Raw genomic sequence first — 14,005 nt, forward strand, 5'->3', positions numbered from 1 at the left:
AGGATGTAAATCAAATAAAAGAAGTTTTAAATTCGTTATTCTCTTAAGCTTCAACCACTGGAATGCGTGTCGTATCGCGTTCAGCTTCTGTTTTGGGTCTGATTTGACCGCGAACGGATGCAAACTGAATATGCGGATCATTTTGCTGTTCTGCTTTTGCATTCACGAAAGTCACAAAGCGTTTACGTACTTCAGGATCTTCTACAGCAGTACGCCATTCATCTTGATATGTACCCACAACATGGCTCATACGGCGTTCAAGTTCAGCCGCTACGCCAAGCGAATCATTCACAACGACATCTTTCAGGTAATCTAAACCGCCTTCCATGTTGTCACGCCATACAGAAGTACGCTGCAAACGGTCAGCTGTTTGAATGTAGAACATAAAGAAACGGTCAATGTATTTAATCAAAGTATGGGTATCTAGGTCTGATGCCAAAAGCTCTGCGTGACGCGGCTTCATGCCGCCATTGCCGCATACATAAAGGTTCCAGCCTTTTTCTGTCGCAATCACGCCTACATCTTTACTTTGCGCCTCAGCACATTCACGGGTACAGCCCGACACAGCCATTTTCAGTTTGTGCGGTGAGCGAAGGCCTTTGTAGCGGTTCTCTAAAAAAATCGCCAAGCCGACTGAATCGTCCACGCCATAACGGCACCAAGTACTGCCGACACAAGATTTCACCGTACGCAGTGATTTGCCGTAGGCATGGCCAGACTCAAAACCAGCAGCAATCAATTTTTCCCAGATTTCAGGCAGTTGATGCACTTGTGCACCAAACATATCAACACGCTGACCGCCTGTAAGTTTGGTATATAGACCATATTCTTTGGCAATTTGACCCACGGCAATTAATCCGTCCGGAGTAACTTCACCGCCAGCCATACGAGGTACTACTGAATATGAACCGTCTTTTTGAATATTGCCGAGGTAGTAGTCATTACTGTCTTGCAAGCCCGCATGGCTTGGTTTAAGTACAAAGTCATTCCAGCATGACGCTAGGATATTGGCTGCCGTCGGTTTACAGATATCACAGCCTAAACCATGGCCATGCTGTTGAATCAGGTCATCAAAGGTTTTGATTTCGTTCACACGTACCAAGTGATAGAGCTCTTGGCGTGAATAAGCAAAGTGTTCACATAAATGGTTATTTACCGTTACACCTTGACGCTGAAGCTCCGATTTAAGTACTTGAGTGACTAATGGCGCACAGCCGCCGCAAGCTGTTGCAGCTTTAGTACATTTTTTCAATGCGCCTAAAGAAGTCGATCCGTCAGCAATGGCTGAACAAATATCTGCTTTAGAGACGTTGTTACATGAACAAATCGTTGCGCTGTCTGGCAGCAGATCGACACCGCTTCCGCCCGATTTACCTGCAGATTGTGCATAGCCAGGCATGATTAGGCTTTCTGGGCTTTCTGGAACTTCTAAGCCATTCAGCATCATTTGCAGCAGGTCATTGTATTCTTTAGCACAGCCCACCAATACTGCACCTAGCAGCTTAGTTTTCTCTGCATTCACGACAATTTTTTTATAAACCTGAGCTGCTTCATCTGCATAGAAATAGCTTAAAGAATTTGGTGTCATTGCATGCGCATCGCCTACAGATGCAACATCAACTCCCATCAGTTTCAGCTTGGTGCTCATATCTGCACCAGCGAAAAGCGTGCAGTTTTGTTCCATCACATGCTTTGCTGCAATACGCGCCATGTCATAGCCCGGCGCAACCAGGCCATAAATTTTATTTTGCCAAAGCGCACATTCACCAATGGCATAAATGTCAGGGTTTGAAGTTTGGCAATAATCGTTAATTACAATACCGCCACGCTCACCAATGGCTAAACCACTTTGGCGCGCTAATTCATCGCGTGGGCGGATACCTGCAGAGAATAAGATGATGTCGGTTTCCAGTTCAGAACCATCACCAAACTTCATTACATGCTTCGCATTTGCACCGTCTTCAATGCAAGATGTTGCTTTTTGCGTATGGACTTTAACACCTAGATTTTCAATTTTCGAGCGTAAAACTTTACCGCCTAGATCATCAATCTGAACTGCCATTAAGCGTGGTGCAAATTCAACAACATGGGTTTCTAAGTTTAAATCACGCAGCGCTTTTGCTGCTTCTAAACCCAATAAACCGCCGCCGATCACCACACCTGTTTTAGCATTGAAGCTTGCGGCACGGATGGCATCCAAGTCTTCAATGGTACGGTACACAAAGCAGTTTTCACGCTCATTGCCTGGAATTGGCGGCACAAATGCATATGAACCTGTTGCGAGCACCAGCTTGTCAAAAGAAAGAATATCACCGTGATTGGTCGTGACCGTTTTATTGCGCTGATCAATTTCAACCGCTTTGGTGCTCAGGCGCAAATCAATACCGTATGCATCGGCAAAGTCGCTGCGGCATAGGGTTAAATCTTTAGCCGATTTACCGCTGAAGTATTCGGTTAAATGCACACGGTCATAGGCTAAGCGCGGCTCTTCAGCCAAAATGGTTAATTCAACATCATCACCTGCGTGCTCTAGTACAGATTCGATAAATTTATGGCCTACCATGCCATGTCCAATCATGATGATTTTCATATTCTTACTCCGCAATATTTTTTTGTTTGCCCCTAAAGCGCTATGTTTTGTTTAGAGGCAACTTTTCAGTATTAGTTTTGAGCTTCAGCTAAATTTCGTTCATTCACAGCTTGTTCAAATAAGCGTTGTTCTTTTTCTTTATGCTCTACAGAGAAGCGGATCATCAGTACACAGCTGGCTGCAATCACCACCAAGCCGCCAAGCACCATTAGCGTGGTTTGAATATCCAGCATGCCTTTGAGTAAGAAGCCTGCAGCCACCGCACCGACGTTACCGCCTGCGCCGATAATGCCTGCCACGCCGCCTAAAGCATCACGGTCAATGAATGGCACCAAGGCATAGGTTGCACCACAAGCCATATGGGTGAAGAGTGCAAAGACTGTCATGGCAAGAATGGCGAAGATTGGCGTGCTCATTTGCGAGAACAGAATTAAAAACAGACCTTCTAGCAAAATCATCGCAAACAGAACTTTGGTACGGCCATCTAAGCCTTTAGTTGTCGCGACTTTGTCTGAAACAATACCGCCGAGCGCGCGGGCAAACAGTGCCAATAGACCGAAGATACCTGCTGACATGCCGGCTTCTTTTAATCCGAATTGGAAGTTGTCGACGTAATACAGCGCAATAATGTTGTGAATAAAGATTTCAATACCGAAGCATGCTGCGTAAGCGCCAAATAAAATCCATACGCGATAGTTACGTGCAGCGTGCATGAGAATGGCTACACCGCCTTTTTTGTCTGAACCGACCGAAACACCTTGTTCACGCAGTTCTTTAAAGCCACCTTGTGGACAGTCTTGGGTAAATTTCCAATACAGCGCGCCTACGATCAGCATCATCACACCCGGTACAATCAGCGCAATGCGCCAGCCCATCGCTTGCTCTACACCAAACATAACGAGTGCGCCAAGCAGTAAAGGCATTAGGGCTTGAGTTGCACCGCCGCCTGCATTGCCCCAACCGGCTGTTGCAGCATTGGCTGTACCCACAACATTAGGCGCAAACATAATGCTTGTATGGTATTGAGTGATGACAAAGCTTGCACCGATCGCACCGATCAGCAAGCGGAAGAAAAGAAAGGATTCATAGCTGTTCGCAGAAGCGACACCAAAGACTGGAATACTGCCGACAATTAATAATGCTGTATAGGTTTTACGCGGGCCGTATTTATCACATAAAGGCCCGACAATCAGGCGGACTAAAATCGTGATCGCAACAGCGGCAATATTAATATTGGCAATCTGATCTTTCGTAAGGTGAAATTCACCTGCAATAACGGGCATTAACGGCGCACAGGCAAACCATGCAAAGAAGCAAACAAAGAATGCGAGCCAACTCATGTGGAAGGCCCGCATTGCTGCTGAAGAAAAATTAAATAGACTTATTTTTGTGGCTTTTTTGGCATTTAAATTTGAAGACATAACCTTCTCCTGACTGAACTGAACGCATGAATTACTCGGTTATGTCGCTAACACATAACAGAGTCGATCAGAACGGACGTCGTTGGCCGTCTAACAAATTTTTAGAGTCTTCTTTGACTCAATAAGTATTAAGCACGATACGTGCCAAGTTTTTATTTCAATCGTAAATTTCATCTCTATATTTAAGCATTGAGCGCCGATCTATCCGAAAATAAGCGAATTAAGGTAAATAGATAGTCAATATGCCTATAGAGATGCGGCTGAATGTTCAAACGTGGTTCAGCCCTGCACAAGATCAGTGCACGGAAATGGTTCAATTTTAAAATGTGCATATAACCAAGCTAAAATTTAGAAGCAGATTTATATTTTGTATTGCCTTTAGATTTGGCATTTAATTTGCTTAGCAAACTCAATACGTATCTGTTTGGCTCTGTCTGAGTGTTTGCATGCCAAAACTAAAAATAGCCCTGATTGATGATGATCAAGAACGCGCTGAATTTATTCAAGCCTCATTAATTCAGCATGACTTTGATGTGGTCGCCAGTTTTATAATTGATCATTTAAATATGTCATATCTGCAAAATATTCAGGCAGATGTGATTTTATTAGATATGGATCACCCGCATCGCGATGTCATTGAAAGCTGTGTCAGTCAATTTGACTTACCGACTGTTCTGTTCACTAAAAATTCGAGTCGAGAAATTATCCGAAGCGCGATTGATGCAGGTGTCACGGCTTATATTGTCGATGGCATTGACCCTGCACGTTTGAATAGCATTTTAGAAATTTCAATTGAACAATATAAAAAGCATAAAAAACTGCTGAATGATTTGGCTGAAACCAAGTGCAAATTGGCCGATCGAAAAGATATTGAAAAAGCCAAAGTGCTTTTAATACAAATGCATGGATTAACCGAAGATCAAGCATTCAATTTGCTGAGAAAAAATGCCATGAGTCACCGTATGACAATGGGTGAAATGGCGCGCCGACTGCTTGATGCGCAAGCACTGTTACAGTCTCAATTTAAGGAATAAACCATGCAAAAGCTTGAAAAAACAGATATTCAATTGGGGTATATTCCTTTACTCGACTGTGTTGCTTTGCTCTGGGCAGAACATCAAGGATATTTTGCTGAACAAGGGTTAAATGTCACACTGACTCAAGAACCATCTTGGGCAAGTTTACGCGACCGTCTAGCTTTTGGTTTTTTAGATGCTGCCCATTGCTTATCGGCCATGCTGCCTGCGTCTGTGACGGGCAAAGACCATCTCGGCATTCCCTTACAAACCTCTCTTACACTCAGTACTAATTGTGCTTATATTAGTTTGAGTCAAAAGCTGTGCTATGAATTAAATATCCATGCTTTGGATCTACCAAAAAATTCAGCAGAGAAAATCGTATCTGCGGTAAAACAGAATCAAACGATTCAGTTGGCGCATGTTTTTCAGCATTCGATTCATCATTATATTCTAAGAGAATGGCTGGCACTTGCAGACACAGAAATTGCTCAAACGCAAACGTTTTCAACTTTACCACCGCCTTATATGGTCGAAGCAATATCAACGCAACGAATTAATGGATTTTGTGTCGGAGAGCCGTGGAACACGCAAGCTGAAATACAAGGCTATAGTCGTATTATCGTCAATAGCCAAGATATTATTGATCATATTCCAGATAAAGTTTTGGCTTTTACCCATGATTGGGCAGAAAAACATCCTAATACCTTAAACGCAATCAATCTTGCCATCCAAAAAGCGCAAAACGATCTGCTTCAACAAACGTATTTCTCAGAAATATTTTCTTTGTTAAAGCAATATCACATCATCCGTTTTGATTGTTCTGAGCAGATTCACGTCGAGGCTTTTCATCGGATCAAAAGCATTATTCAGAATTTTGGCAAGACCCAAGCACCACAAACGTCAGACTTTGAATGGATGATTCAAAAAATGCAGCAATATGATCAATTGAATATTGAAGATGAAAAGGTTTTTGAAATAGCACAATCTTGTATTTATCAGGATGCTTTGGGCTGAGGTAATTGATATTCCATAAGACCCTATCAACTGAATAGTGGATCTTGTGTTACATCGACCATGAAACCTTGACTTAGTTATGCATCTGCATCGATGGCGCGCAGATCGATATTTTCTTCAACAAAGACTTCACGAATGCAATCCAATATCTTTGGAATGTAATTACTATGATCCATATTGCGCACTGACAAAGAAATTGGACTATAGGCTTCCAAATCTAAGATTGGGATGTACATCAAATTTTTCATTCCAATATCACTGGCACTTTCAGGGATCAGAGAAATGCCCTCTCCCGACGCCACCAAGCCCAAAGCCATATGAATTTCACGCACTTCGGTTAAATGTTTAGGTACAAGTCCTAATTCGGTAAAAATGGATTGGATGAGGGTGGAAAAATTCGGTTTAGGTGTCGTAGGGTAGGCAAAAATTGGTTCATCTAAAATTTGAGAAAGATAAATGCCTTTGTCTTTAAATTCAGCCAAATGATGATTTTTATGTATAGCTAAACGTAGCGCTTCTTTTCTTAATAAAATACGTTTAATAGACGGATCTGTTAATCGCAGTCGTCCAAAACCAATATCGATTCGACCGGTTTTTAAGGCTTCAATCTGATCGCGTGTACCACATTCTATGAGTTCAACATGAATATCTGGGTTGCGTTGTCGAAATAAATAAATAATTTGTGGCAATAATGCGTATAAAAGCGAACTGACATAACCAATGCGGACAGTTTTATCGACGGCATTAATCCGCTGTGCCATGGTTGTGGCCTGGGCGGTATGCGTCAATATCTGCACAGCATGCTCATAAAAGAACATACCTGCTTCTGTGGTTTTCACGGGTCTAGAACCACGCTCAAACAAGGTAATCCCCAGCTCTTCTTCAAGTTTTTGAATTTGGCGGCTCAAAGGTGGCTGAGCAATACATAATTTTTCTGCTGCCTTGGTAATACTTTGCTCTTCAACCACGGTGACAAAGTAACGTAAGTGCCTTAATTCCATTTATATACCTTTTAAGTATCTAAAAATACCAAAATCGCTCTAGTTAAAGATATTACATTAAATTAGGGTATATAAATAGTTGGATAGATAAGAAATACGCAAGATGTATAAGTCGATTGAAACCCTGCTCGTGGAAATCCCAACAATCCGTCCGCACAAGATGGCTGTTGCAACCATGCAAACGCAAACCCTTGTTTTGATTAAAATCACCACCGAAGATGGTTATATCGGTTGGGGTGAAGCGACGACGATTGGCGGTCTAGGCTATGGTGAAGAAAGCCCTGAAAGCATTCGTACCAATATTGAAACTTATTTTAATCCTTTACTGAAAACCCTCACTGGTTTGAATGTTGCTCAAACCATGCAAGCCATTAAACGTAATATTAACGGCAATCGCTTTGCTAAATGTGCCATTCAAACGGCGCTACTCGATATTTTGGCGCAGCGTTTAAATTTGCCTTTAAGCGAAGTATTGGGCGGGCGCTTACGTGACAGCTTACCTGTTCTTTGGGTACTTGCGTCTGGCAATACAGAAAAAGACATTGCCGAAGCACAAAAAATGATTGCGGCAAAACGACATAATATTTTCAAACTTAAAATCGGTTCACGCCCCGTTGAAGCTGATGTTGAGCATGTATTAGCCATAAAAAAAGCGTTAGGTTCGGACATTTCTATACGTGTAGATGTCAACCGTGCATGGTCTGAACTAGATGCCATTAAAGGCATTCAATTGTTACAAGATGGTGGTGTTGATCTGATTGAGCAGCCTTGCGCGATCGATAACATTGACGCGATGCGCCGTTTAACTCGTCGTTTTGATATTGCCATTATGGCAGATGAATCATTGATGGGTCCGCAAACGGCATATCAACTTGCGCGGCACAATTCTGCCTCTGTTTTTGCAGTCAAAGTTGCACAGTCTGGCGGTTTAATCGAAGGCTGTGAGGTTTCTAAAATCGCCAAACTTGCGGGTATCGATTTATATGGTGGAACCATGCTTGAAGGCCCTGTGGGCACTATTGCATCGGCACATGCATTTTCTACATTTGACAATTTAGCTTATGGCACAGAGCTTTTTGGTCCATTGCTGCTAACTGAAGAAATTTTAAAAACCCCACTTCAATATCAAGATTTCGAACTCAAGATTCCGACCACAGCGGGTTTAGGGATTGAAATTGATGAAAACAAAATTGATGACTTACGTCGCAAATAACATTTAGCTAGGAGTGAGAAATGCTTTTCCAAGTACGCATGGATGTCAATATTCCATTAGATATGCCAGTCGAAAAAGCCAATGAAATTAAAGCTGTAGAAAAGGCATATTCACAAGATCTACAACGTAAAGGCAAATGGCGTCATATCTGGCGGATTACCGGTCAATATTCAAATATCAGTATTTTTGATGTTGAAAGCAATGAAGAGTTACACAATATTTTACAAGGGCTTCCCCTTTACCCGTATATGAATATTGAAGTCATGGCTTTAAATCGTCATCCCTCTTCTGTTCGTAGTGATGACAGCTGATGCGATTGGATTCCAATTGTGTAGCAAATGATTGGAATCCATTGATCTGCATTTTTAAATTTGTAAATATTTGAAATAAAAGATTATCTGCCTTGCATGACTGAAGTGGTTAGTCAGGTAAATAGTTTTATCGTTCTTGATGAAGGATCGTAGCATGATTGATAAAAGTACCGCTTCCTTAACAGAAGCACTTTCTCAAATTAAGGATGGATCAACCATTATGGTTGGCGGTTTCGGTACGGCTGGTCAGCCTGCTGAACTGATTGATGGATTGATAGAACTTGGCATCAAAGATCTCATCATCGTCAACAACAATGCAGGTAATGGTGACTATGGACTGGCTAAATTACTCAAAGCTGGTGCTGTCCGTAAGATGATTTGTTCTTTCCCTCGCCAATCCGACTCTTGGGTGTTCGATGAGCTATACCGTGCAGGAAAAATAGAACTTGAGCTTGTACCACAAGGTAATTTGGCTTGCCGTATTCAGGCGGCAGGCATGGGTTTGGGTCCAATTTATACACCAACAGGTTTTGGTACGTTGTTGGCAGAAGGCAAGCCTACACTCAATTATGAAGGCAAAGATTTTGTCCTCGAAAATCCAATTAAAGCTGATTTTGCTTTAATCAAAGCACATCAGGGCGACCGCTGGGGCAACTTGGTTTACAACAAATCAGCGCGTAACTTTGGCCCCATTATGGCTATGGCAGCAGATGTGACAATTGCTCAAGTTTCTGAAGTTGTTGAACTTGGTGCATTGGATCCAGAGCACATTATTACCCCTGGTATTTTTGTACAACATGTTGTTGCTGTTCAACCTGCACAGCTTGAGCAATCTGCATAAATCACGTGAGGAAAGAACCATGAGCTATACCAAATTAACCCGTGATCAAATTGCAGAACGTGTTGCACATGATATTCCAGATGGTGCTTATGTCAATTTAGGCATTGGCTTACCCACTAAAATTTCAAATTATTTACCAACAGACAAAGATGTGTTTCTACATTCAGAAAATGGACTTTTGGCTTTTGGTCCTCCTCCAGCTAAAGGCGAAGAAGACCCTGAGTTAATTAATGCAGGAAAAGAGTTTGTCACTATGCAAACGGGCGGCTGCTTTTTTCACCATGGTGACTCTTTTGCCATGATGCGTGGCGGTCATTTAGATATTGCAGTATTAGGCGCTTTTCAGGTTGCCCAAAATGGTGACTTAGCAAATTGGCATACTGGTGCGCCAGATGCAATTCCTGCTGTAGGTGGTGCAATGGATTTGGCTGTTGGGGCGAAAAAAGTCTTTATTACTACAGACCATGTGACCAAAAAAGGTGAACCGAAAATTGTCGCCGAATTGTCATACCCTGCGACAGGCCTGCAATGTGTCGATCGTATTTACACAGATTTGTGCGTCATTGATGTAACAGTTGAAGGCATGAAAGTGATTGAAAAAGTTGAGGGTCTGAGCTTTGACGAATTACAGTCAATGACCGGTGCAAAGCTGATAGATACGACAGCATAAAGCAAAAAGTCCCTCCTTGATTAAAGGGGGGATTTAGGGAGGATTAATATTCAAAAATTAACTTCCTGTAAATCCCTCCCAACCTCCCGTTAAAAGGGAGGAGCTGAGTTTTTAGGATTTATAAAATGAAAAATGCCTATATTATTGATGCAATCCGTACACCTTTCGGTCGCTATGCGGGCGGTTTAGCAGCAGTACGTACCGACGACCTAGGTGCCTTACCTATTAAGGCACTGATGCAGCGAAATCCAAGTATTGCTTGGGAGTCTGTTGATGACGTGATTTACGGCTGTGCGAACCAAGCCGGTGAAGATAACCGTAATGTTGCACGAATGTCGTCGCTACTTGCAGGTGTCCCTTTCCAAGTTCCTGCTACAACTGTAAACCGACTTTGTGGTTCATCACTTGATGCAATTGCGATGGCAGCCCGTGCAATTAAGGCAAATGAAGCAGACTTAATTATTGCCGGCGGTGTTGAGAGTATGTCCCGTGCACCCTTTGTTATGGGTAAATCGGAAAGTGCTTATGGACGCAGCCAAAAGATAGAAGACACCACCATGGGTTGGCGTTTTATCAATCCAATCCTTAAGCAAATGTATGGCGTGGAAACCATGCCTCAAACCGCTGAAAATGTGGCAGAACAATTCAATATTAACCGTGCAGATCAAGATGCTTTTGCCTTAGAAAGTCAGCGCCGTACAGCTGCTGCACAAGCCAATGGTTTTTTTGAGAAAGAAATCATCCCTGTCGTCATTCCACAGCGTAAAGGCGACCCACTGATAGTCGATACAGATGAGCATCCACGCGGATCGACGACAGCAGAAGGTTTGGCAAAACTCAAACCTGTGGTGAAAGCAGATGGTACGGTAACTGCGGGCAATGCTTCAGGAATCAATGATGGTGCGGCTGCACTACTGATTGCTTCAGATGATGCTGTTAACAGATTTAAGTTAAAGCCACGAGCCAAAATTATTGCAGCAACGGTGGTGGGTGTTGAACCCAAAATCATGGGTTTTGGTCCTGCGCCTGCCATCAAAAAGCTGTTAGCTCAAACAGGTCTAAGCCTTGAACAAATGGATGTGATCGAGCTGAATGAAGCTTTTGCGGCTCAAGCTTTAGCGGTTACCCGTGAACTAGGTTTGGAAGATGGCGCTAAACATGTCAATCCAAACGGTGGCGCTATTGCTTTGGGGCATCCTTTAGGTGCATCTGGAGCTCGTTTAGTGACGACTGCGTTAAATCAACTTGAGGCAATTTCAGGTCAATATGCCCTCTGTTCGATGTGCATTGGTGTCGGTCAAGGCATCGCTTTGATTATTGAACGTGTTTAATCCTCAATAAAAGTCCTCCTTCTCATAGGGGGATTTAGGGGATTTATAAAATTAAGGATTCAAAACATGCCTACATTTATATCCAATGATGCAACGATTAATTACGCAACTTTTGGTGACCACACACAACCTGCGATTGTCTTTTCTAACTCTTTAGGCACAAAGTTCAACATGTGGCAGCCTCAGATAGAGGCGCTGCAGCAGGATTATTTTGTCATTTGTTATGATACACGTGGTCATGGTGCATCTTCTGCCCCTCAAGGGCCATATAGCCTTGATCAATTAGGTACAGATGTCATCCACATATTGGATCATTTAAATATTCAACAAGCCACATTTTGTGGAATATCGATGGGTGGTTTAACAGGCCAATGGCTTGCAATACATCATCCTAAACGCTTTAACCATGTCATTATATGCAATACCGCTGCAAAAATTGGGCAAGAATCAGCTTGGAATGAACGTGCACAGTTAGTCCGTCAACAAGGTCTGAAACCAATTGCAGAAACGGCAGCATCACGATGGTTTACAGAACCCTTTATCCAAGGTAACACGGCAACTGTACAATCTTTGAGTAACGACCTCGGAGCTGGCAGCCCAGAAGGTTATGCAAGTTGTTGTGAAGCTTTGGCTAAAGCGGATTTACGCAATGAAATCTCGTCTATTCACATCCCGGTATTGATTATTGCAGGTCAACAAGACCCCGTAACCACAGTTGCAGATGGTCAATTCATGCAAGAACGCATAGCAAATAGCCAATTATTTGAAATTAATGCATCGCATATTTCAAACATCGAACAGCCAGATGCATTTAATCAGGCTTTGCAGAATTTTATACAGCAATAATAAGCAGCTGAACAAATTCAATGTAATGTTATTAAAATAGAGCCTTGCCATTGTGCAGGGCTTTATTTCGTTTGAAGGCTTATACTCTCATCAATGGAGGTGGTATCGATGATCTTGCTGTGCAATTAGTAGACTTGAAAAATAGGCATATAAATGCTTATTGCGTGCAGCATTGCGGAAATTGGTTTGTGTATAATCCAGAATTTGAATGTTATAGCTTTAAGAAAAAATATCAAGGCGCAAAAGTATGGACATCTCTTTCATACAAAAAAATAAAGACCGTATTGCAGGCCCAAGCTTTGATGAATAATTATACTTTATCTAGAAAATTAACATTAAAAGCACTCCGTAAATGAATATTGATATTGAAAAAGACCGAAGTATTGGAGTCCTTCGGTCTAAAATTTTAACTTCACTTATTCCTCATAGGTGTTTAAGACCAGATATTGAAGAATAGTTTGAAGAATAATCTCTGGGAATTTTAAGCTGCAGGATGATTGAGTTGATCAATGATGCCTTGTGCAGCCAATTCATTTAATTCAGCTTCAGTTTTAAATTGGGACAAAATTTCGATTGTGTGCTGCCCTAACTGCGGCGGTGCATGACGGTATTCTACAGGCGTATCAGATAATTTCATCGGTGATCCAATCACTTTAAAATCATGATTTAAAGCATGTGGAATATTCACAACCATTTGACGATGTTGAATTTGCGTTTCATTTAATGCGTCTTCTACAGAGTTGATTACACCCACTGGCACTTTTACCGCATGAATCGCATCAACCCAAACTTGAGCATCTTGAGTTAGAAAATAAGCACTCAATAATGGAATTAATTCTTCACGGTTCTTCACTCGATCTTGATTACGTAAATAGTTCGGCTGATCTAGCAGTTCTTTATAGCCAATCGCAATACACAAATCTTTAAATTGTTTGTCATTACCACAGGCAATAATAAATTCTTTATCTTTAGCTTTAAAGGTTTGATACGGTACGATATTCGGGTGATTATTTCCCATACGTTTAGGTGCTTTACCCGAGGTCAAATAGTTCATACCTTGATTGGCTAGCGCCGCCACCTGTACATCGAGTAATGACATATCGATATATTGACCGCGTCCTGTATGCTGCCGCGCCAACAATGCCGCCTGAATGGCAATCGTTGAGTACAGTCCGGTCTGAATATCGACCACAGCGACTCCCACCTTTTGTGCGCCACCACCGATTACATCATCAGATTCACCAGTAATACTCATCAGACCTGACATGCCTTGAATAATAAAGTCATAGCCTGGTTCTTCCGCACGTGGACCATCCTGACCAAAACCTGTAATTGAGCAATATACGATATTGGGATTTAGTGCACTGAGCGATGCATAATCCAAACCATATTTTGCAAGTGAACCTGCTTTGTAGTTTTCAATCACGACATCTGCAGTTTGGGCAATTTCACGGACTAGGGCTTGCCCTTCTTCACTGGCAATATCAATGGCTACAGAATATTTGTTACGGTTCGCACATTGGTAATAGCCTGATTCTTTCGTCGCTTGACCTTGCTGATTTGGCATCCAAGGTGGTCCCCACATACGGGTATCATCCCCGACTTTAGGACGCTCAATTTTGATTACCTCTGCACCTAAATCAGCCAATATTTGACCGCACCAAGGACCTGCCAAAACACGGCTTAAGTCCAATACGCGAATTCCTTTTAATGCACCCATAGTTCACTCCAGATGTGCCATAGTATTG

The 14,005-nt window shown here is 42.2% G+C and carries 13 protein-coding genes; 9 read left to right on the top strand and 4 right to left on the bottom strand.

Translation table 11 applies throughout. The annotated features are described in order from the left end of the window. Positions 1–43 precede the first annotated feature (43 nt). Positions 44–2,590, bottom strand: coding sequence for a nitrite reductase large subunit NirB (gene nirB, locus FTU80_RS10425; protein ID WP_218949036.1), 2,547 nt, complete (start codon positions 2,588–2,590; stop codon positions 44–46). Positions 2,591–2,661: 71 nt separating this feature from the next. Then, positions 2,662–4,011 (bottom strand): MFS transporter, encoded by a 1,350-nt coding sequence (locus FTU80_RS10430; protein WP_180084989.1) that lies wholly within the window; start codon positions 4,009–4,011, stop codon positions 2,662–2,664. A gap of 446 nt (positions 4,012–4,457) precedes the next feature. Here FTU80_RS10430 and FTU80_RS10435 point away from each other — a divergent pair, with 446 nt between their 5' ends. After that, positions 4,458–5,045: an ANTAR domain-containing response regulator gene (locus FTU80_RS10435; protein ID WP_078193761.1), complete on the top strand. Its 588-nt coding sequence runs from the start codon at positions 4,458–4,460 to the stop codon at positions 5,043–5,045. Between the two features lie 3 nt (positions 5,046–5,048). Further along, positions 5,049–6,044 (top strand): ABC transporter substrate-binding protein, encoded by a 996-nt coding sequence (locus tag FTU80_RS10440; RefSeq protein WP_078193762.1) that lies wholly within the window; start codon positions 5,049–5,051, stop codon positions 6,042–6,044. Between the two features lie 77 nt (positions 6,045–6,121). Here FTU80_RS10440 and catM read toward each other — a convergent pair whose 3' ends face one another. Then, positions 6,122–7,045, bottom strand: a complete 924-nt coding sequence (gene catM, locus FTU80_RS10445; protein WP_078193763.1) for a cis,cis-muconate-binding transcription regulator CatM — start codon at positions 7,043–7,045, stop codon at positions 6,122–6,124. Positions 7,046–7,148: 103 nt separating this feature from the next. Here catM and FTU80_RS10450 point away from each other — a divergent pair, with 103 nt between their 5' ends. The 7 genes from FTU80_RS10450 (at position 7,149) to FTU80_RS10480 (ending at position 12,613) form a co-directional block, all read left to right on the top strand. After that, positions 7,149–8,258, top strand: a complete 1,110-nt coding sequence (locus tag FTU80_RS10450; protein ID WP_180084990.1) for a muconate/chloromuconate family cycloisomerase — start codon at positions 7,149–7,151, stop codon at positions 8,256–8,258. Positions 8,259–8,278: 20 nt separating this feature from the next. Then, positions 8,279–8,569, top strand: a complete 291-nt coding sequence (gene catC, locus FTU80_RS10455; protein ID WP_180084991.1) for a muconolactone Delta-isomerase — start codon at positions 8,279–8,281, stop codon at positions 8,567–8,569. 154 nt (positions 8,570–8,723) lie between these two features. Then, positions 8,724–9,410: a 3-oxoacid CoA-transferase subunit A gene (locus FTU80_RS10460; protein WP_180084992.1), complete on the top strand. Its 687-nt coding sequence runs from the start codon at positions 8,724–8,726 to the stop codon at positions 9,408–9,410. Between the two features lie 19 nt (positions 9,411–9,429). After that, on the top strand, positions 9,430–10,080 hold the full coding sequence (locus FTU80_RS10465; protein WP_180084993.1) for a 3-oxoacid CoA-transferase subunit B: 651 nt from the start codon (positions 9,430–9,432) through the stop codon (positions 10,078–10,080). 125 nt (positions 10,081–10,205) lie between these two features. Then, positions 10,206–11,411 carry a 3-oxoadipyl-CoA thiolase gene (pcaF, locus tag FTU80_RS10470; protein ID WP_180064067.1) on the top strand — a complete coding sequence of 402 codons (1,206 nt, stop codon included), beginning with the start codon at positions 10,206–10,208 and terminating at the stop codon, positions 11,409–11,411. A gap of 66 nt (positions 11,412–11,477) precedes the next feature. Continuing rightward, positions 11,478–12,257, top strand: a complete 780-nt coding sequence (gene pcaD, locus FTU80_RS10475) for a 3-oxoadipate enol-lactonase (RefSeq protein WP_180084994.1) — start codon at positions 11,478–11,480, stop codon at positions 12,255–12,257. A 71-nt stretch (positions 12,258–12,328) separates the two neighbouring features. Beyond that, positions 12,329–12,613 carry a hypothetical protein gene (locus FTU80_RS10480; protein ID WP_257221490.1) on the top strand — a complete coding sequence of 95 codons (285 nt, stop codon included), beginning with the start codon at positions 12,329–12,331 and terminating at the stop codon, positions 12,611–12,613. A gap of 125 nt (positions 12,614–12,738) precedes the next feature. On the opposite strand, the gene FTU80_RS10485 is transcribed toward FTU80_RS10480, so the two are convergent. Continuing rightward, complete coding sequence (locus tag FTU80_RS10485) at positions 12,739–13,977, bottom strand: CaiB/BaiF CoA-transferase family protein (protein WP_180084995.1); 1,239 nt, start codon at positions 13,975–13,977, stop codon at positions 12,739–12,741. Positions 13,978–14,005: the final 28 nt, after the last annotated feature.

The sequence above is a fragment of the Acinetobacter sp. YH12145 genome, assembly GCF_013418335.1.
In the GTDB taxonomy this organism is placed as follows: Bacteria; Pseudomonadota; Gammaproteobacteria; order Pseudomonadales; family Moraxellaceae; genus Acinetobacter; species Acinetobacter amyesii.

What these genes read in the sequence shown, in the direction of transcription:
- nirB (WP_218949036.1), bottom strand. Translation starts at nt 2,590, where the DNA reads ATGAAAATCATCATGATTGGACATGGCATGGTAGGCCATAAATTTATC.
- pcaF (WP_180064067.1), top strand. Translation starts at nt 10,206, where the DNA reads ATGAAAAATGCCTATATTATTGATGCAATCCGTACACCTTTCGGTCGC.
- FTU80_RS10460 (WP_180084992.1), top strand. Translation starts at nt 8,724, where the DNA reads ATGATTGATAAAAGTACCGCTTCCTTAACAGAAGCACTTTCTCAAATT.
- FTU80_RS10485 (WP_180084995.1), bottom strand. Translation starts at nt 13,977, where the DNA reads ATGGGTGCATTAAAAGGAATTCGCGTATTGGACTTAAGCCGTGTTTTG.
- FTU80_RS10440 (WP_078193762.1), top strand. Translation starts at nt 5,049, where the DNA reads ATGCAAAAGCTTGAAAAAACAGATATTCAATTGGGGTATATTCCTTTA.
- catM (WP_078193763.1), bottom strand. Translation starts at nt 7,045, where the DNA reads ATGGAATTAAGGCACTTACGTTACTTTGTCACCGTGGTTGAAGAGCAA.
- FTU80_RS10450 (WP_180084990.1), top strand. Translation starts at nt 7,149, where the DNA reads ATGTATAAGTCGATTGAAACCCTGCTCGTGGAAATCCCAACAATCCGT.
- pcaD (WP_180084994.1), top strand. Translation starts at nt 11,478, where the DNA reads ATGCCTACATTTATATCCAATGATGCAACGATTAATTACGCAACTTTT.
- catC (WP_180084991.1), top strand. Translation starts at nt 8,279, where the DNA reads ATGCTTTTCCAAGTACGCATGGATGTCAATATTCCATTAGATATGCCA.
- FTU80_RS10465 (WP_180084993.1), top strand. Translation starts at nt 9,430, where the DNA reads ATGAGCTATACCAAATTAACCCGTGATCAAATTGCAGAACGTGTTGCA.
- FTU80_RS10435 (WP_078193761.1), top strand. Translation starts at nt 4,458, where the DNA reads ATGCCAAAACTAAAAATAGCCCTGATTGATGATGATCAAGAACGCGCT.
- FTU80_RS10430 (WP_180084989.1), bottom strand. Translation starts at nt 4,011, where the DNA reads ATGTCTTCAAATTTAAATGCCAAAAAAGCCACAAAAATAAGTCTATTT.